Below are 18,159 nucleotides of genomic sequence, written 5' to 3'. Positions count from 1 at the left end.
TCCTCGGTGCGTGCACAGGTGTCGTCAGAAGGGCACGGCCACGTCGAGGAGGTCGTGCGTGGTGGGACACGGGGCGGGTCGCCCCGACAGCAGGCGGCAGAAGTCGACGGCGTCCAGCGACAGCTCGGGGCCGCCCGAGCCCGCGGAGAAGTCGCCGCCGGCCGGGCCGGTGAGGTGCAGCCGGTAGGGGCGGGCGTGCCGCTCGGCCCACTCCGCGACCACGTCGGCCACCAGCACGCCGTCGTGGTCGGCGGTGAGCTCGGGTTCGCGCCCGGTCGCCCGCGAGATGTCCATGCGGTGCATCCACGGGTCGCGGGTGAGGATCGTGTCGTTGAGGTACCCGATGGTCCAGTGCTCGCGCCGCCCGCCGACGTCCTGGGCGTCGGGCAGCTTCATCCGGCGTACGACGGCCGGCGAGCGTCGGCGGCCCCGAGCGGCGCGCGGCCCCACCTCGGCGAACCGGTCGACCAGCTGCGCGGTCGTCAGGTCGGCGTGCTCGTCGACCTGCAGGGCGGTGAGGGCGTCGAGCGGCTCGCCGCCGCGGCGCTTGGCGAGCATGCTCTGCCGCAGGGTCTGCGGCAGCCCCGTCGCCATCAGCGCCATGCCGGTGGTGTGCCCCGCCATCGCGCGCACGTCCCAGGCCGGGCAGTCGGTCGGACGGGTCCAGTCGTCGGGCGTCAGCGAGCGCAGCAGCGCCAGGAAGCGCGCGTACTCCGTCTCGGCGAGCCGCATCGCCGTCTCGCGGTCCATCCGGGGCCGTCGGGGCCCGCTGCGGGTGTGGGGCCGGTCGGTGGTGCTCATCTGCTCTACCTCCGTGCGGTGTGGGTGCCGACCTCGCTGAGGAACATGTCCACAGCGCGGGGGACGAGGCGACGCCAGCGCTCGCCCCCGGGGTCGTTGGCGTTCTGCTGGCCGGCCAGGCCCGCGAGGAGCGCGGTCCACAGGTCGGAGGCGTCGGGGTCGGTGATCTCGTAGCGGTCGAGCAGCTGGTGCAGGCGCTCCAGGGAACGCACCGCGCAGGCGTAGGACTCCTCGCTGGGGGTGAAGCCAGGGACGGGGCGCTGGTTCATCAGCGCGTGCCGCTCGGGGTCGGCGGCCATGGCGTCGAGCCACATCGTGGCCACCGCCAGCAACGCCCCCCGGGCATCCTCCGGGAGGGCCTCCTCCAGGGACGAGGAGGCAGCGTCGAACTCGGCCCAGGCCTGGCCGAACATGGCGTCGACGATGGCGAGCTTCGAGGCGAAGTGCCCGTACAACGAGGGCGCCCGCATCCCCACCCGCTCGGCCACCCGCCGCTGGGTCAGCCCGGACCAGCCCGTCTCGCGCACCACCGCCCAGGCGGCGTCGAGGATCTCGTCGTGGGTGTCCTGGCGACGCCGGCTCGCCCTATCGACGTTCGGCTGGCCTAACATTGTTCGATCATGCGCCTGCGGGCGCGCCGGGTCAAGGGGTCGGCGCAGCAGTATCCTCACGACATGGGTGACGGGGTCGCCCCCGAGGAGCTCGCCGCCGTCCAGGCGGGCGGCGCGCTCGTCGTCGACATCCGTCCGGTCGAGCAGCGACGACGCGACGGGGAGCTCCCGGGCGCCGACGACGCCGAGCGACGGGTGGTCCTGGTGTGCAACGAGGGCTACGGCTCGAGCCTGGCCGCGCACACGCTGCAGCAGCTCGGCCTGGTCAACGCCACCGACCTGTGCGGCGGCTACCAGGCCTGGCTGGCGGTCCGGGGCTGAGCGAGGCTCAGGACACCCACTCCTTGACCTGCGCGATGGTCGCGGCGGGGTCCTCGGTGGCGGGGTTCACCTGCAGGTTGGTGACGCCGGCCTCGCGGAAGGCCGCGATGCGCTCCTGGACGTACGACGCGGGGCCCACGAGGTTGCCGGCCTCCAGCCACTCCAGCGGCACGGCCGCCTCGGCCTCCTTCTTCTTGCCGTCGAGGTAGAGGTCCTGGATCTGCTTGGCCTCGGCCTCGTAGCCGTACTTGCAGGCCATCTCGTTGTAGAAGTTCTTGCCGCGCGCGCCCATGCCGCCGACGTAGAGCGCGTACATCGGGCGCATGAAGTCGAGCATGCCCTTGACGTCCTCGCCGATCGCCACCATGCCGCCGGCGCTGATCTCCAGCGGGGCCAGCTCCTCGGAGCGCTTGGCGGTGCCCTTGGCCAGCGCCTCGCCCCACACCGAGTGGGCCTTCTCGGGGAAGAAGAGGAACGGCAGCCAGCCGTCGGCGACCTCGGCGGTCATCGCGACGTTGGCGTCGCCCAGCGCGGCCACCCACAGGGGGATCGAGGGGCGCTCGGGGCGGTTGAGCAGCTTGAGCGGCTTGCCCAGGCCCAGGCCCTGGTCGGCGGGCAGCGGCAGCGTGAAGATGCCGTCGGCCTCGAGCTTCTCGTGGCGCAGGCCCGAGCGCAGCAGGCGGATCACCTCGCGGGTGCGGCCCAGCGGCTTCTCGTACGGCATGCCGTGGAAGCCCTCGATGACCTGCGGCCCCGAGGCGCCCAGACCGATGACCGCGCGTCCGCCGGAGACGTTGTCGAGGCCGGCGGCGGTCTGCAGCAGCGCGCCGGGGGTGCGCGAGTAGACGTTGAGGATGCCGGCCGCGATCTCGACCGTCTCGGTCTTGGCGGCCAGGTAGCCCATCAGCGTGGGCGAGTCGAAGCCGTAGGGCTCGGCCACCCAGATCATGTCGAGACCGGCCTTCTCCAGGTCGACGACCTGGTCGGCGGTCTCCCGCGGGTTGCCGGCGTAGACGAGGGGCATCGACAGCTTCATGGACGTGACCGTAGCAGCGCCGCTGTCACCGTCGCGGCAGCCCGACCGTCAGTCGGTCATCCTCAGGGCCCGGCCCAACGACCCGGCGAGGCCGGCGGCGTACTCGGTGGTGAGGTGGTCGGTGTCGCGGTAGGTCAGGGTGCCGCCGACGACGACGGGGCAGTCGCCCTCGAAGCACAGCCACGGCGTCGGGTCGACGACGTCGGCGCCGGCCAGCAGCGCCGACTTCACCACGATGTCGCCCAGGATCGTGGAGCGCTCGACCGGCTCGAACATGCACGAGCCGAGGCTGGGGGTCGCCGAGGTCAGGCACTCGCCCGGGTCGGTGGCCGACTTCGGCACGTCCTTGATGACGACCACGCGGCCGGCGTGGTCGCGCAGCTCGTCGAAGAGCTCGTCGTAGCCGCGCTCGAGCTCCGGGGCGATCTTCTCGATGGTCAGCACCCGCCGTCCCTCGACCCACACCCCGTTGACCGGCGGGGAGGAGGACACCACGACCAGGTCGGGGGAGAGGGCGGCCACCTGGTCGGTGACCCAGTCCTGGAACTCGTCGCAGCCGGTGAAGACCACGGACTCCTTCAGCGGCGCCACGCTCACGTGGCCGGCCGGGCACTGCGGCTTGACCAGGTAGAACGCGCGCCACCCCGAGTCGAGCGTGATCCGCTCCATCGCGGGGATCCAGGCCCGGGCGTGGGAGTCGCCGATGACCACGACCGTGCGGTCCCCGGTCGCGTCGCCGCGCACGCACAGGCGGCGTACGTCGTTCTCGTAGTCGCACTCGCCGACGTCGGCGATGCTCTGGCGCAGGTCGAGCAGGTCGGGGGTGAGGTTGCTGGGGATGGCGACCTCCTGGCGGGCCGCGCGCACCGAGGCCTTGACCAGCGCGACCGTCTCGTCGTGGTGGTCGCGCTCGCCCTGCACCTGGATGGCGGGGTTGTCGCCCCCCTCACCGCCACGCCACTCGGTGTAGTGCCACGACCCGGCCGCGGCGCCGACGACCAGCACCAGGCTGGCCGGGTAGAGCACCAGCGGCCGCGGCGAGGGCAGCCGCACCGCCAGCCGGCCGCTGCGGAACGGCGTCTCCACGAAGCGGTAGGTCAGCGCGGCCAGGTTGAGCACCACCAGCACGGTCACCAGGCGCTCGGTGACGGTGAGGGCGCGGCCCAGGTGCTGCTCGGTGATCACCAGCGCCGGCCAGTGCCAGAGGTAGAGCGAGAACGACCAGTCGCCCAGCACCCGGGCCGGACGACAGGTCAGCAGCCAGCGCACCGGCGCGGGGTGACCGGCGCTCGTGCTGCCGGCGGCCACCAGCGCGGTGGCGCCGAGGACGGGCAGCAGCGCGGCCGCCCCGGGGAACGGGGTCGCGGGGGACAGGGCGACGGACGCGACGCCGATGGCGCCCAGGCCGGCGAGGGCCAGCAGCCACGACAGGAGGCGCGGCACCCGCGGCGCGAGCCGCGGCAGCACGAGGGCGAGGACCGCCCCGACCCCCAGCTCCCAGACCCTGGCCGGGGTGGAGAAGTACGCCGCCGCCGGGTCGGCCGCCGTCGAGACCAGCGACCAGGCCAGCGACGCACCGCTGACCACCACCAGCACGACCAGCAGGGCCCGGCGGGTTAGGCCGGGGCGCCCGGCGCGGCCGGCCAGCGCGGCCAGCCCGAGCACCAGCAGCGGCCACACGACGTAGAACTGCTCCTCGACCGCCAGCGACCAGTAGTGCTGCAGCGGCGAGGGGCCGGTGCCCTCGGCGAAGTAGGAGACGCCCTCGCCGGCGAAGTGCAGGTTGGCGGCGAACAGGCCCGACCAGACGGCGTCGTCGACGAGGTCGCGGGCGTTGACCAGCGGGAGCCACACCAGCGCCGCCGCCAGCGTCACCACCAGGACCAGGGTGGCCGCGGGCAGGATGCGGCGCGCCCGACGCGACCAGAACCCGGCCAACGACAGGCGGCCCTCGGCCTCGACCTCGCGCACCAGCAGCCCGGTGATCAGGAACCCGGAGATCACGAAGAAGACGTCGACGCCGACGAAGCCGCCGTCGAGGAACGGGACCCCGGCATGGGCGGCGATGACCAGCACGACGGCCAGGGCACGCAGGCCCTGCACGTCGGCGCGGTGCCTGCTGCCGCTGCCTGCCGCCACGCTCGTGCCTCCCCATGTCGCTCCGGCCCTCATGGTCTTAACAGGCGACCGGGCCGATCGTTACGCGCCACGAGGGTGCCATGATCGCGTGGCGCCCGGGCGGGACCCGCCCGGCGCGGCCCAGAACTTCGCCGAGCCCCGAGGAGCACCAGCGTGACGACGACCTACCGCATCGCAGTGATCGGCGGCACCGGGCCGCAGGGCAAGGGGCTGGGCTACCGGTTCGCGAAGGCCGGCCACAGCGTGGTCCTGGGGTCGCGCTCGGCGGAGAAGGCCGGCCCGGTCGCCGACGAGGTCACCGAGCGGCTCGCGGGCGTCGAGGGCGCCGGCTCGGTCACCGGTGCCGCCAACGCCGACGCGATCGGCGAGGCCGACGTCGTGCTGCTCGCCGTGCCGTACGACGGCCACGCCGAGCTCGTCGAGTCGCTCCCGCTCGCGGGCAAGACGGTCATCTCCTGCGTCAACCCGCTCGCCTTCGACAAGCGCGGCGCGCACGGCCGCGTCATCGACGGCGGCGAGGGCTCGGCCGCCGAGGAGGCCCAGCGCCTGCAGCCCGAGGCCACCGTGGTCGGTGCCTTCCACAACGTCTCCGCGGTGCTGCTGTGGGGCGAGGACGACTACCTCGACGAGGACGTCCTGGTCGTCGGTGACGTCGTCGAGGCCAAGGAGGTCGCCATGGACCTCGCCGAGGCCGTCACCTCGCGCCGCGGCATCGACGCCGGCAAGCTGCGCCTCGCCCGCCAGCTCGAGCCCTTCACCGCCGTGCTGATCTCCATCAACCGCAAGTACAAGACCCACGCCGGCGTGCGCATCTCCGGCGTCTGACCTCGCCGTTGGTCGCGCAGCCGCCGCGACCGTGACACCGGGTCGTGGCCTGAGTCGTGGTCTGGGTCGTGGGTCCTGGACGCGCCTGGGCGCGTCCGTGGGTACACGACCCGGACCACGACCCTTCTCGCGTGGCAGTGAGGCGTCGTCTCAGGAGGAGTGGCGCAGCATCCGCTGGGGTACGCCGACCAGCAGGAGCAGCACCACCGCCAGCAGCGGCACCCCGGCGACGACGCCGGCCGTGCGGCCCAGCACCACGTCGAAGACGAAGATGCTGATGCCGACCAGCAGCAGCCCGATGCCGGTGAGCACGCCGGCCACGAACAGCTCGGCCACCCGCACCAGCCGCTGCTTGACGTGGCGGCCCGAGATCCGGCGGTGCACCGCGATCGGCGTCACCACCAGGGCCGTGGTCAGCAGGGCGACCACCACGATCACCAGGTAGAGGGTGCGCTGGTAGGTGTCGAGCTCGTCGAACTTGCTCTGGAACGGCAGCGTCAGCAGGAACCCGGCGATCAGCTGGGTGCCGGTCTGCATCACGCGCAGCTCCTGCAACAGGTCGTTCCACTTGCGGTCCGCCTGCTCGTCGATCGTCTCCTCGCGCCCCGACCCCCGTGGCTCCCAGCTCGCCATGACGGCAACCTACCCAACGACAAGCGTCTGCGTCGGTCGAGCAGTGACGAGCGCCGGCGAGGTGCCCACCTGCCGTACGACGTGGGGTCACGGGGTTTCGGCGACGCTCGAGCCTTCGGCCCTCGCTGCTCAACCAACGGCGGGGGGCAACGAGACCCGGTGGGGTGGGCGCTCGCTGCTCGACCACCGGCGGGGAGGGTGTGACGTTGATCCGGCCGCCCAGGGCTCACCGTCCGTTCACCTGGGCGTCGCCGCGTCGTTCGAGGCCCCACGCACCGTGGGGGTGTGACCACGCAGATGCCGCGTCCGACCCGCCGTACGTCCTCGCTCGCCGTGACCCCCGCCGTCGTCGCCCACCGCGGCGCCAGCGGCTACCTGCCCGAGCACACGCTGGCCGCCTACCGTGCGGCGATCGCGCTGGGGGCCGACGACATCGAGCTCGACCTGGTGAGCACCCGGGACGGCGTGCTGCTGGCCCGGCACGAGCAGGAGCTCTCGCGCACCACCGACGTGGCCGACCACCCCGAGCTGGCCGGGCTGCGCACCACCAAGCTCGTCAACGGGGTCGAGACGACCGGTTGGTTCGCCGACGACCTGACCCTCGAGCAGGTACGACGCCTCCGCGCACGCGAGCGCCTGGCCGAGCTGCGGCCGGGCTCGGCCGCCCACGACGGGCTGCACCCGGTGCCGACCTTCGACGAGGTGCTGACCATGGTCGGCGAGGAGTCGGTGGCGCGGGGGCGCAGCATCGGTGTGATGGTCGAGCTCAAGGACCCGGCCTGGTCCGCCGCGCAGGGGCTGTCGCTGGTCGACCCGCTGGTCGCCGACCTGCGCCGCCACGGCCTCGACCACTCCCGCTCGCGCGTGACGGTGATGACCTTCGAGCCCACCGCGCTGCAGCAGCTCGCGCCCCTGCTGAGGGTGCCGCTGGTCCAGCTGCTCGGCGAGCTCGACCGCCGCCCGGCCGACCTGGCCGCCCTCGGCGACCCCCGCACCTTCGCCGACCTGGCCTCCCCGGCCGGTCTCGCCGAGATCGAGCGGTACGCCGACGGGATCGGCGCCCGGCACAGCCTGGTCACCCGCGACGTCGCCGGCCGGATGGTCGCCTCCGACCTGGTGCGCGACGCCCACCGCGAGTGGCTGAGCGTGCACGTGTGGACCCTGCGCGCCGAGGCGGCGTACCTGCCGGCGCCCTTCCGCGACCAGGCGGACCACGGCGACCTGGCCGGCTACGCCACCCTGCTCCTCGACCTGGGCGTCGACGGACTGATCACCGACCACCCCGACGTCGTCGTGGCCGCCCGCGACGCCCACTCCGTCGGCCCACGGGTGCGCACCGCGAGCTAGCGGCGGCGGGCGGCGCCGACCGTGGTGGCCAGCAGGCCGGCCGCGCCGGCGACCAGCCACGGCACCGGCAGCAGCCAGCGCAGCGCGTCGCCGTCGAGGGCGTCGGCGGCCAGCACCGCCCAGATGGTCACCAGGCCGAGGAAGGCCAGGCCCATCACCAGCTGGCCCACGTTGACGGGGTGACGCCCCCGGGCCCACCAGTCCTCGTCGGCCTGCCCGGTCTGGTCCGGCTGGTCCGTCGGGTCGACGGCGTGCTCGTTCACGGGGTCCTCATCTCGATCTCGCCGAGGCCGACCTCGGCCTCGATGGTCAGTGTGGGGGCGCCGACCGGCCGGTCGGGGCTGGTGCGGCGAAGGGAGACGTCGAGGCCGCCGGTCTCGTCGCCGAAGAGGGCGATGTGGCCGGCCGAAGCGGTGCCGGCGGCGACCACCTCGAGGCCCGCCGGCACCAGCACCTCGATCCGTCCGAGGTCGGCCGTCAGGGTCAGGGTGCGCCCGTCGAGCCGGTCGAGGTCGCCGATCGAGGTCAGGTCGACGACCATCTCGCCGGCGTCGATGCGGTAGCTCTCGGCCAGCGCGTCGGCCGAGGTCGGGGTGCGCAGGAGGTCGTCGCCCTCGTAGTGGTCGGCGGCCGCGGCGATGCCCAGCACGGGCACCAGCAGCAGCCCCGCGAGGATCAGCCCGCCGGCCCGGCCGAAGAACGAGCCCACGACGAGCACGGCACCCACGATCGCCAGCGCGAGCGCCGGGTAGGCCGCCGCCGCCACGGGGGCGCCGGCGAGGTCGGCGGTGCCGAGCACGCCGACCGCCAGGGCGACCAGGGCCAGGGTGAAGAGGAAGAGCCGCGGACCGCGGCGCCGCGGGGAGCGGGTCCCCTCGGCCGGCGCCACCTCCGCGGTCCGGTCGCGGCGCTCGTCGCGGCGCTCGTCGCGGCGCGACAGCAGCCAGGCCACCAGCAGCGCGACCAGCACCAGCGGCCACGGGAACCACCAGTCGCCGCCCGAGCCGACCACCACGTCGCCGAGCAGGGCGAGCCCGGCCACGGCGCCGACGAGCACCAGGACGACCGTGCGGCTCCGGGCGTCGAGGGAGATCGTGGCCTCCCCGGTGTCGTCGCGCGGCACGAACAACCAGCCCGCGACGTAGAGCAGCAGGCCGGCGCCGCCGAAGAAGGCGAGCACCACGAAGGCGACCCGCAGGACCACCGGGTCGACGTCGAGGTGGCGGCCCAGGCCGCCGGCGACCCCGGCGACGTGGCGGTCGGTCGAGGAGCGGCGCAGGCTGGAGAGGTCGCGGACCTGGGCGGCGCTGACGCGGGGGCCCTGGTCGTCGGGACCGGCGTCGGTGCCCTCGGGTGCCCCGGGTGTCCCGGGTGTCCCGGGTGCCTCGGGTGGTGTCGTGGTCATGGGTCCAGCCTGCGCCGCCGCGGCCCGCGGCACCATCGGGGAACACCCTGGTCCTCGGGGTCAGGATCCCGGGGTCGTCCCTCATGGTCCCGGCCGGGGCGCGGTGCGACGATGGAGCCCTGATGACCAGTGCCGAGCTCCAGCCCCGCCGGGCCTACCGCGACACCCACGACCTCGTGCTCGGCGGCGTCGCGGCGGGCCTGGCGCGCCACCTGGGGCTGCCGCCGCTGTGGGTCCGTCTCGGGTTCGTGCTCACCGCGGCGGCCGGCGGGCTGGGCATCGTGCTGTATGCCGGCCTGTGGCTGGTGCTGCCGACCGACGCGGCCTTCGAGCACAGCGCGCCGGGGCTCGAGGGGGCCACCCGCGACGGTCGTCGGCCGCGGCGCACCCGCAGGCTGGGCGACGTGGGCCAGGTGGTGGCGCTCGGGGCGATCGCGCTGGGGCTGCTGCTGGCGGCCGAGGCGGTGCTCGGGCAGGGCGTGGTCTTCTGGCCCGTCGCCTTCGGTCTCGCCGGGGTCGCGCTGCTGTGGCGCCAGGCCGACGAGGCCCAGCGCGAGCGGTGGCTCGACAGCACCGGGCGCATCGACCCGGTGCGCGTGGTCTTCGGCTCCGGCGGGTGGGCGTCGTACGCCCGCGTGGGGGCGGGCACCCTGCTGGTGGTCGCCGCGCTCGGGCTGGTCCTGCTGCGCGGCGGCGGGGCGGCCGCGGCCCGCGACCTGGTGCTCGCCACCCTGATCGGCGTCGCCGGCATCGCGGTGGTCGTGGGGCCGTGGGTCTACCGGCTGGCCTCCGACCTGACCGCCGAGCGCGAGGAGCGGGTGCGCAGCCAGGAGCGCGCCGACGTCGCCGCCCACCTGCACGACTCGGTGCTCCAGACGCTCGCGCTGATCCAGCGCTCGGCCGACGACGGGGCGACGGTCGCGCGGCTGGCCCGGGCCCAGGAGCGCGACCTGCGGGCCTGGCTCTACAGCGAGGAGGCCGTCGACGACAGCACGGTCGCCAGCGCCCTGCGCGCCGCCGCGGCCGCGGTCGAGGACACCCACGGTGTCGCCGTCGACGTCGTCGCGGTCGGCGACGCGCCCCTCGACGAGACCCTGCGCCCCGTGGTCGCCGCCGCCGGCGAGGCCCTGGTCAACGCGGCCCGGCACGCGGGGGTGCCCCGCGTCGACGTCTACGCCGAGATCGACGAGCGGGCCGTGGAGGTCTTCGTGCGCGACCGCGGCCGCGGCTTCGACCTCGAGGCGGTGCCCGCCGACCGCTACGGCGTGCGCCGCAGCATCCTCGACCGCCTGCAGCGCCACGGCGGCACCGCCGAGGTGCGCACCGCGCTCGGCGCCGGCACCGAGGTGCGCCTGCGCCTGCCCCGCCCACCCCAGGAGGACCAGTGACCACCCCCAGCAGGCCCACCCGGCCGACCAGGCCCGTCAGGCCCGTCCGCGTCGTCGTGGTCGACGACCACGCCATGTTCCGCACCGGGGTGCGTGCCGAGCTCGGGGCGGTGGGGGAGGGCGTCGTCGAGGTCGTCGCCGACGCCGCCGACGTCGAGGAGGCGGTGCGCGCGGTCGCCGAGCACACCCCCGACGTGGTGCTCCTCGACGTGCACCTGCCCGGCGGCGGCGGGGTCGAGGTGATGCGCCGCGACCGCACCGGGAGCACCCGCTACCTCGCGCTCTCGGTCAGCGACGCCGCCGAGGACGTCATCGGCACCATCCGCGGCGGCGCCCGTGGCTACGTCACCAAGACCATCACCGGCGCCGAGCTCGTCGACGCCGTACGCCGCGTGGCCGACGGCGACGCGGTCTTCTCGCCCCGGCTGGCGGGGTTCGTGCTCGACGCCTTCGCGGGCACCTTCGCGGTCGCCGAGGTCGACGAGGACCTCGACCGGCTCACCGAGCGGGAGCGGGAGGTGATGCGCCTGATCGCGCGCGGCTACGCCTACCGCGAGGTCGCCGGCGAGCTGTTCATCTCGGTCAAGACCGTGGAGACCCACATGTCGAGCGTGCTGCGCAAGCTGCAGCTCTCCTCGCGCCACGAGCTCACCCGGTGGGCCACCGACCGTCGACTGCTGTGACGGGGTGGGGGAGGATCGGCCCATGCGCTACACGACCCTCGGACACAGCGGCTGCGCCGTCTCCCGCCTCTGCCTCGGCACCATGACCTTCGGAGCCGAGACCGACGAGGCCGGCTCCCACGAGCAGCTCGACGTCTTCGTCGAGGCCGGCGGCACCCTCGTCGACACCGCCGACGTCTACACCCACGGCGTCTCGGAGGAAATCATCGGCCGCTGGCTCGCCGACCGTCCGCGCGAGGTGACCGACCGGGTCGTGCTCGCCACCAAGGCCCGCTTCCCGATGTCCGACGACCCGCAGGGCGGCGGCTCCTCGACGCGCCACCTGACCCGGGCCCTCGACGCCTCCCTGGGCCGGCTCGGGGTCGAGTCCGTCGACCTCTACCAGGTGCACGCCTGGGACCCGGTGACCCCTCTCGAGGAGACGCTGCGCACCCTCGACGGCTTCGTGCGCTCGGGGCGCATCCACCACTACGGGCTCTCCAACTTCACCGGCTGGCAGCTGACCAAGGCCGTGCACACCGCCCGGGCCCTCGGCCTGGCCCCGCCGGTGACCCTGCAGCCGCAGTACAACCTGGTCGCGCGCGAGGTCGAGTGGGAGATCGTGCCCGCGGTCCTCGACGCCGGGATGGGGATGCTGCCCTGGGGCCCGCTCGCGGGCGGCTGGCTGAGCGGCAAGTACACCCGCGACGAGCGGCCCACCGGTGCGACCCGCCTGGGCGAGGACCCGGGGCGCGGCATGGAGGCCTGGGAGCGGCGCGGCACCGAGCGCACCTGGCGCATCGTCGAGGCCGTACGCCGCGTGGCCGACCAGGCGGGGGCCTCGCCCTCGCAGGTGGCCCTGGCCTGGCTGCGCGAGCGCCCCGGCGTCAGCTCGACGATCCTCGGGGCCCGCACCACCGAGCAGCTGCGCGCCAACCTGGCCTCGATCGACGTGGTCCTGGACCCGGAGGCCACCGCCGCCCTCGACGAGGCCAGCGACCTGCACGCCGCCGACTACCCCTACGGCGAGCTGGGGCAGCAGCAGCGCTCCCGCGCCCTGGGCGACGGCTGAGCCCGCGCGCGACCTAGGATCGCGGCCGTGGACACCCTTCGCCTGATCCTGCTGTTCGTGCACGTCCTGGGCTTCGCGGCCCTCATCGGCGGCACCCTCGCCCAGGCCGGCCCCGGCCCCCACAAGGTCAACGCGGCCATGCGCGACGGGGCCGGCACCGCCTTCGTCGCCGGCCTGGCCCTCGTCGGGGTGCTCGAGGCCGGCGACGCCGACGTCGACCACGCCAAGGTCGCCGTCAAGCTGCTCGTCGGGCTGGCCGTGCTGGGCCTGGTGATGGCCAACGTGCGCAAGGAGCAGATCTCGCGCGGGCTGTGGGCCGCGGTGCTGGGGCTGAGCGTGCTCAACGTGGCCGTCGCGATCTTCTGGTCCTCCGCGCACGTGTAGGCGGCTACGCCCCTAGGGGTGAGGTCCGCGGCCGTAGGGTCCGGCAGGTTCGAAGACCTCGGGAACACCCCGTGGGGCGCCACCGCTCCCGGCGTCGGCGGCTCGACGTGCCACGGGTGGCACCGGTTCGACTCTGAGGTCCCCTGGAGACGCCGAACCCCCGAGGAGTGCCGTGCCCGACCTGTTCATCGACGGAACCTGGTGCGACGCCGCTGACGGCGCCACCCGAGACATCCACTGCCCCGCCGACGGCCGCCACGTCGCGACCGTCTCGGAGGGCGGCGAGAAGGACGCGGTCGCGGCGGTCGTCGCCGCGCGCAGCGCCTTCGACAACGGCCCCTGGCCGCAGACCCCCGCGCCCGAACGGGCCGCGCTGCTGCACCGGCTGGCCGACCGGCTCGAGGCCGACAAGGACGAGGTCGCGCGGCTGGAGTCGCTCGACACCGGCAAGCGCTTCGTCGAGTCGCAGATCGACGTCGACGACATCGTCTCGGTCTTCCGCCACTTCGCCTCGCTGGCCCAGGCCGAGGCCGGCCGGGTCGTCGACACCGGCATGCCCGACGTGGTCAGCCGGGTCGTGCACGAGCCGATCGGTGTCTGCTCGCTCATCACGCCCTGGAACTACCCGCTGCTGCAGACCTCCTGGAAGGTCGCGCCCTGCCTGGCCGCGGGCAACACGTTCGTGCTCAAGCCCAGCGAGCTGACCCCCTCGACGGCGATCTGGCTGATGCGGGCCCTCACCGACGTCGGGCTGCCCGACGGCGTCGCCAACCTGGTGCTCGGCGCGGGCGACCGGGTCGGACCGACCCTGACCGAGGCCCCCGAGGTCGACCTGGTCTCCTTCACCGGCGGGGTCGTCACCGGCCGCCGGATCATGGCCGCGGCCGCGCCGACGGTCAAGAAGGTCGCCCTCGAGCTCGGCGGCAAGAACCCCAACGTGGTCTTCGCCGACGCCGACCTCGACGCCGCGATCGACAACGCGCTCACCGCGATCTTCCTGGACTCCGGCCAGGTCTGCTCGGCCGGTGCCCGCCTGGTCGTCGAGGACACCGTCCACGACCAGGTCGTCGATGAGCTGGTGCGCCGCGCCGGGCTGATCCGCCTCGGCGGCCCCTTCGACGACGACGCCGAGACCGGCCCGCTCATCAGCGCCGCCCACCGCGACAAGGTCGAGGCCTACGTCGCGGCCGGCCTCGCCGAGGGTGCCACGCTGCGCGTCGGCGGCGCCCGCCCCGAGGGGGCGGCGTACGAGCAGGGCTTCTACTACCTGCCCACCATCCTCGACGACTGCTCCGCCGACATGTCGTGCGTGCAGGAGGAGAGCTTCGGCCCGGTGCTGACCGTCGAGCGCTTCACCGGCGAGGACGCCGACGCCCGCGAGGAGGCGGCGGTCTCGATCGCCAACGACACCGTCTACGGCCTGGCCGGCGCGGTGTGGACCAGCGACGCGGGCCGGGCGCAGCGGGTCGCGAGCCGCCTGCGCCACGGGACGATCTGGATCAACGACTACCACCCGTACGTCGCCCAGGCCGAGTGGGGCGGCTACAAGCAGAGCGGCACCGGCCGCGAGCTCGGGCTCGCCGGGCTGGAGGAGTACCGCGAGACCAAGCACATCTGGCACAACACCCGGCCCGCGCGCGCGGGCTGGTTCCGCGACGACCGAGAGGACCAGGCGTGAGCAGCAAGCGGTACGACTACGTCATCGTCGGCGGCGGCTCGGCGGGCTCGGCCCTGGCCAACCGCCTCTCGGCCGACCCGTCCACCAGCGTGCTGGTGCTCGAGGCCGGGCGCAACGACACCAAGCTCGACCCGTTCATCCACATGCCCGCGGCGCTGCCGTACCCGATCGGCAACCGGCTCTACGACTGGAAGTACGAGTCGGAGCCCGAGCCGCACATGGGCGGGCGCAGGGTCTACCACGCGCGCGGCAAGGTGCTGGGCGGGTCGTCGTCGATCAACGGGATGATCTTCCAGCGCGGCAACCCCGCCGACTACGAGCGCTGGGCCGCCGAGGCCGGGATGGAGCAGTGGGACTACGCCCACTGCCTGCCCTACTTCAAGCGGATGGAGACCTGCACCGCGGGCGCCGACGCCTGGCGCGGGGGCTCCGGACCGCTGGTCCTCGAGCGCGGCCCGGCCAGCTCGCCGCTCTTCGGCGCGTTCTTCGAGGCCGTGCAGCAGGCCGGCCACCCGCTCACCGACGACGTCAACGGCTACCGCCAGGAGGGCTTCGCCAAGTTCGACCGCAACGTCCACCGCGGTCGCCGGCTCAGCGCCAGCCAGGCCTACCTGCACCCGGTGATGAACCGCAAGAACCTCGACGTGCAGACCCTGGCGATGGTCACCGGGCTGCGCACGCAGGGCACGCGCGTGACCGGTGTCGACTACGTGCGCGGCGGGCGCCTCAAGCGCAGCGTCGAGGCCGGCGAGGTCATCCTCTGCGGCGGAGCCATCAACTCCCCGCAGCTGCTGCAGCTGACGGGCATCGGCCCGGCCGACCACCTGCGCAGCCTGGGCATCGACGTGCTCGCCGACCTGCCCGGCGTGGGCGAGAACATGCAGGACCACCTCGAGGTCTACATCCAGCACGCCGCCAAGCAGCCGGTCTCGATCGCGCCGTGGCTCAAGCACCGCCACAAGCCGCGCATCGGCGCCGAGTGGCTCTTCGGTCGGCGCGGCGTCGGGGCCTCCAACCACTTCGAGGCCGGCGGGTTCATCCGCAGCAACGACGAGGTCGCCTACCCCAACCTGATGTTCCACTTCCTGCCGATCGCGATCCGGTACGACGGCTCGCAGCCGGCCGCCGAGCACGGCTACCAGGTGCACATCGGGCCGATGTACTCCGACGTGCGCGGCTCGCTGCGCATCAAGAGCCGCGACCCGATGCAGCACCCGGCGCTGCAGTTCAACTACCTCTCCACCGAGCGCGACCGCCAGGAGTGGATCGAGATGGTGCGCGCGGCGCGCCACATCCTCGAGCAGCCGGCGTTCGCGGCGTTCTCGGCCGGCGAGATCTCGCCCGGGCCGGGGGTCAGCACCGACCAGGAGATCCTGGACTGGGTCGCCGAGGACGCCGAGACCGCCCTGCACCCCTCGTGCACCGCCAAGATGGGCACCGACGACATGGCGGTCGTCGACCCGGCCACGATGCGTGTCCACGGGGTCGAGGGCCTGCGCGTCGTCGACGCCTCGGTGATGCCGTTCGTCACCAACGGCAACATCTACGCCCCGGTGATGATGTTGGCCGAGAAGGCCGCCGACCTCATCGCCGGCAACGAGCCCCTCGCCCCGCTCGACGTGCCGTACTACAAGCACGGCGCGGGGATGCCGCTCTACCCCGAGGGGGATCCGCGCAACGACGCCGCGCCCGGCACGGTGCGGGGCAGCAACCAGCCCGCCGGGACCATGGGAGGCCAGTCATGAGCACCGACACCACCGGGACCCCCGGGCGGCTCGACCCCGACCCCTCCGGGGAGCCGTCGGCCCGCATCAACCTGCCGGTCTTCGTGCCGTCGGCCCTGATCTCGCTGGCGGTCACGGTGTGGTGCGTCGTGGCGCCCGACCACGCGTTCAGCACCTTGGAGGGCGTCGTCGGCTGGGTCTCGACCTGGTTCGGCTGGTTCTACATCGCCCTGACCACCGCGGTGCTGATCTTCGTGATCTACCTCGGCTTCTCCCGCTACGGCTCGGTGCGCCTGGGCCCCGAGCACTCCAAGCCCGAGTTCTCGACCGGGGCCTGGGCGGCGATGCTGTTCGCGGCCGGCATCGGCACCGACCTGATGTTCTTCGCCGTCTACGAGCCCGTCACCCAGTACCTCGCCCCACCCTCGATCCAGGGCGAGACCGTGACCGCCGCGCGCGAAGCGACCGTGTGGACGCTGTTCCACTACGGGATCTCCGGGTGGGGCATGTACGCGCTGATGGGCATGGCACTGGCCTACTTCGCCTACCGGATGAACCTGCCGCTGGCGGTGCGCTCGGCGCTCTTCCCGCTGGTCGGCAAGCGCGTCGACGGTCCGATCGGGCACGCCGTGGACACCGCGGCGGTGATCGGCACCATCTTCGGCGTCGCCACCTCGCTGGGAATCGGCGTGGTCAGCCTCAACGTCGGCCTCAACGTGGTCTTCGGGGTGCCGCAGGGCCTGGCGACGCAGACCGCGCTGATCGTGCTCGCGGTCGCGATCGCCACCTTCTCGGCCGTCAGCGGCATCGAGAAGGGCATCAAGCGCATCTCCCAGCTCAACGTGCTGCTGGCGATCCTGCTCGCGGTCTACGTGCTGGTCACCGGCCGCACGGCGTACCTGCTCAACGCGCTGGTGCTCAACGTCGGCGACTACGCGCGGCTCTTCCCCGACATGACGATGCAGACCTTCGCCTACGAGGACACCGGCGACTGGATGAGCTTCTGGACGCTCTTCTTCTGGGCCTGGTGGATCGCCTGGGCCGCCTTCGTCGGGCTCTTCCTGGCCCGCATCTCGCGCGGGCGCACCATCAAGCAGTTCGTGGCCGGCACCATGATCATCCCGTTCAGCTACATCCTGATGTGGGTCGCGATCTTCGGCAACGCCGCCATCGGCGAGATCCGCAGCGGCAACACCGACTTCGCCGAGGCCGCGGCCGAGGCGGTCGACCCGTCCGAGGGGCTGTGGGCGCTGCTGCAGGAGTACCCCGCCTTCCCGGTGGTCGCCACCCTGGCCATCGTGGTCGGGCTGCTGTTCTACGTCACCTCCGCCGACTCCGGCGCCCTGGTGATGGGCAACCTGACCTCGCGGCTGCGCACCGTCAACGACGACGCCGGCGCCGGCCTGCGGGTCTTCTGGGCCGTGGTGACCGGTGCCCTGACCCTGGCGATCCTGGCGGCCGGCAGCATCTACGCGCTGCAGTACGCCACCGTGATCGTCGGCCTGCCCTTCGCGTTCGTGATGATCGTGGTGATGTGGGGGCTCTACCGGGCGCTGGCCATCGAGGGCCACATGGTCGACAGCCGCCGCTCGGCCCTGCCCGGTGCGCTCTCGAGCCGCACCACGGCCCCCGACCCGCGTCGCCACGTGCCGTGGCAGTCGCGGGTGCGACGGGTGATGACCTTCCCCTCGGCCGAGCGGGTCGAGGAGTTCGAGGCCGCCGTGGTCGTCCCGGCCCTCGAGGAGGTCGCCGGCGAGCTGCGCGAGCAGGGCGTGGGCGCCGAGGTGGTCTCGGTCGTCGACGAGCGCGGCGAGCCGGCCATCGAGCTGCTCGCCGACGTCGGCGCCGCGCTGGCCTTCCACTACAAGGTGCAGCGGCGCACGGTGCCGATCCCGGCGTACGGCGGTTGGGCGCCGCGCGGCAACGAGCGCTACTGCCGCCTCGAGGTGCACCTGCGCGACGGCGGCCAGGACTACGACGTCATGGGCTACACCCACACCCAGCTCATCGACGACGTGCTCGACCAGTACGAGCGGCACCTGGAGTTCCTGCGCCGCGCCGACGGCGCCGGTCTCTGAGGTCGCACCGAGGACCGCCGGGCAGGGGGTGGGGGCGCTCGCACGTAGGCTGGCC

General features: G+C 73.6%; 17 protein-coding genes. 10 read left to right on the top strand and 7 right to left on the bottom strand.

The window, feature by feature from the left end:
• Positions 1–24: 24 nt before the first annotated feature.
• Positions 25–801, bottom strand: a complete 777-nt coding sequence (locus OCU29_RS18070; protein WP_261821011.1) for a maleylpyruvate isomerase family mycothiol-dependent enzyme — start codon at positions 799–801, stop codon at positions 25–27.
• 5 nt (positions 802–806) lie between these two features.
• A complete protein-coding gene (locus tag OCU29_RS18065; protein ID WP_261821010.1) occupies positions 807–1,412 on the bottom strand; it encodes a TetR/AcrR family transcriptional regulator in 606 nt (201 codons plus the stop codon).
• 63 nt (positions 1,413–1,475) lie between these two features.
• On the opposite strand from OCU29_RS18065, the gene OCU29_RS18060 reads away from it, so the two are divergent.
• The gene (locus OCU29_RS18060; RefSeq protein WP_261821009.1) at positions 1,476–1,733 is read left to right on the top strand and encodes a rhodanese-like domain-containing protein; all 258 of its coding nucleotides are present in this window, start codon (positions 1,476–1,478) and stop codon (positions 1,731–1,733) included.
• Between the two features lie 7 nt (positions 1,734–1,740).
• Here the strand turns inward: OCU29_RS18060 and OCU29_RS18055 are convergent, their stop codons facing one another.
• Together OCU29_RS18055 and OCU29_RS18050 are read right to left on the bottom strand one after the other, a co-directional pair.
• On the bottom strand, positions 1,741–2,769 hold the full coding sequence (locus OCU29_RS18055) for an LLM class F420-dependent oxidoreductase (RefSeq protein ID WP_179614075.1): 1,029 nt from the start codon (positions 2,767–2,769) through the stop codon (positions 1,741–1,743).
• Positions 2,770–2,817: 48 nt separating this feature from the next.
• A complete protein-coding gene (locus OCU29_RS18050) occupies positions 2,818–4,908 on the bottom strand; it encodes an acyltransferase family protein (protein WP_261821008.1) in 2,091 nt (696 codons plus the stop codon).
• 153 nt (positions 4,909–5,061) lie between these two features.
• Here OCU29_RS18050 and npdG point away from each other — a divergent pair, with 153 nt between their 5' ends.
• Positions 5,062–5,733 carry an NADPH-dependent F420 reductase gene (npdG, locus tag OCU29_RS18045; RefSeq protein WP_179614073.1) on the top strand — a complete coding sequence of 224 codons (672 nt, stop codon included), beginning with the start codon at positions 5,062–5,064 and terminating at the stop codon, positions 5,731–5,733.
• A 150-nt stretch (positions 5,734–5,883) separates the two neighbouring features.
• Here the strand turns inward: npdG and OCU29_RS18040 are convergent, their stop codons facing one another.
• On the bottom strand, positions 5,884–6,366 hold the full coding sequence (locus OCU29_RS18040) for a DUF6328 family protein (RefSeq protein WP_179614072.1): 483 nt from the start codon (positions 6,364–6,366) through the stop codon (positions 5,884–5,886).
• 285 nt (positions 6,367–6,651) lie between these two features.
• Here OCU29_RS18040 and OCU29_RS18035 point away from each other — a divergent pair, with 285 nt between their 5' ends.
• Positions 6,652–7,713 carry a glycerophosphodiester phosphodiesterase family protein gene (locus tag OCU29_RS18035; protein WP_261821007.1) on the top strand — a complete coding sequence of 354 codons (1,062 nt, stop codon included), beginning with the start codon at positions 6,652–6,654 and terminating at the stop codon, positions 7,711–7,713.
• Here the strand turns inward: OCU29_RS18035 and OCU29_RS18030 are convergent.
• Together OCU29_RS18030 and OCU29_RS18025 are read right to left on the bottom strand one after the other, a co-directional pair.
• On the bottom strand, positions 7,710–7,976 hold the full coding sequence (locus OCU29_RS18030; RefSeq protein ID WP_261821006.1) for a hypothetical protein: 267 nt from the start codon (positions 7,974–7,976) through the stop codon (positions 7,710–7,712). The two genes, OCU29_RS18035 and OCU29_RS18030, sit on opposite strands and share 4 nt — an antisense overlap.
• Positions 7,973–9,118, bottom strand: coding sequence for a PspC domain-containing protein (locus OCU29_RS18025; RefSeq protein ID WP_261821005.1), 1,146 nt, complete (start codon positions 9,116–9,118; stop codon positions 7,973–7,975). Before OCU29_RS18025 ends, OCU29_RS18030 begins: the two co-directional genes overlap by 4 nt.
• A 122-nt stretch (positions 9,119–9,240) precedes the next feature.
• On the opposite strand from OCU29_RS18025, the gene OCU29_RS18020 reads away from it, so the two are divergent.
• The 7 genes from OCU29_RS18020 (at position 9,241) to betT (ending at position 18,104) form a co-directional block, all read left to right on the top strand.
• Complete coding sequence (locus OCU29_RS18020; protein WP_261821004.1) at positions 9,241–10,506, top strand: ATP-binding protein; 1,266 nt, start codon at positions 9,241–9,243, stop codon at positions 10,504–10,506.
• Complete coding sequence (locus OCU29_RS18015) at positions 10,503–11,189, top strand: response regulator transcription factor (protein WP_261821003.1); 687 nt, start codon at positions 10,503–10,505, stop codon at positions 11,187–11,189. The genes OCU29_RS18020 and OCU29_RS18015 overlap by 4 nt, the downstream gene beginning before the upstream one ends.
• 22 nt (positions 11,190–11,211) lie before the next feature.
• Positions 11,212–12,240: an aldo/keto reductase gene (locus tag OCU29_RS18010; RefSeq protein WP_261821002.1), complete on the top strand. Its 1,029-nt coding sequence runs from the start codon at positions 11,212–11,214 to the stop codon at positions 12,238–12,240.
• A gap of 27 nt (positions 12,241–12,267) precedes the next feature.
• On the top strand, positions 12,268–12,624 hold the full coding sequence (locus OCU29_RS18005; RefSeq protein WP_261821001.1) for a hypothetical protein: 357 nt from the start codon (positions 12,268–12,270) through the stop codon (positions 12,622–12,624).
• A 172-nt stretch (positions 12,625–12,796) separates the two neighbouring features.
• Positions 12,797–14,302, top strand: a complete 1,506-nt coding sequence (locus OCU29_RS18000; protein WP_261821000.1) for an aldehyde dehydrogenase family protein — start codon at positions 12,797–12,799, stop codon at positions 14,300–14,302.
• Positions 14,299–16,047: a choline dehydrogenase gene (gene betA, locus OCU29_RS17995; protein ID WP_261820999.1), complete on the top strand. Its 1,749-nt coding sequence runs from the start codon at positions 14,299–14,301 to the stop codon at positions 16,045–16,047. Before OCU29_RS18000 ends, betA begins: the two co-directional genes overlap by 4 nt.
• Positions 16,044–18,104, top strand: coding sequence for a choline BCCT transporter BetT (gene betT / locus OCU29_RS17990; RefSeq protein WP_261820998.1), 2,061 nt, complete (start codon positions 16,044–16,046; stop codon positions 18,102–18,104). Before betA ends, betT begins: the two co-directional genes overlap by 4 nt.
• Positions 18,105–18,159 lie beyond the last annotated feature (55 nt).

It is taken from the genome of Nocardioides sp. OK12 (assembly GCF_024341885.1).
GTDB lineage: Bacteria > Actinomycetota > Actinomycetes > Propionibacteriales > Nocardioidaceae > Nocardioides > Nocardioides marinisabuli.
Note: the sequence above shows the minus strand (reverse complement) of the source record. Positions and strands in the feature narration are given on the sequence as shown.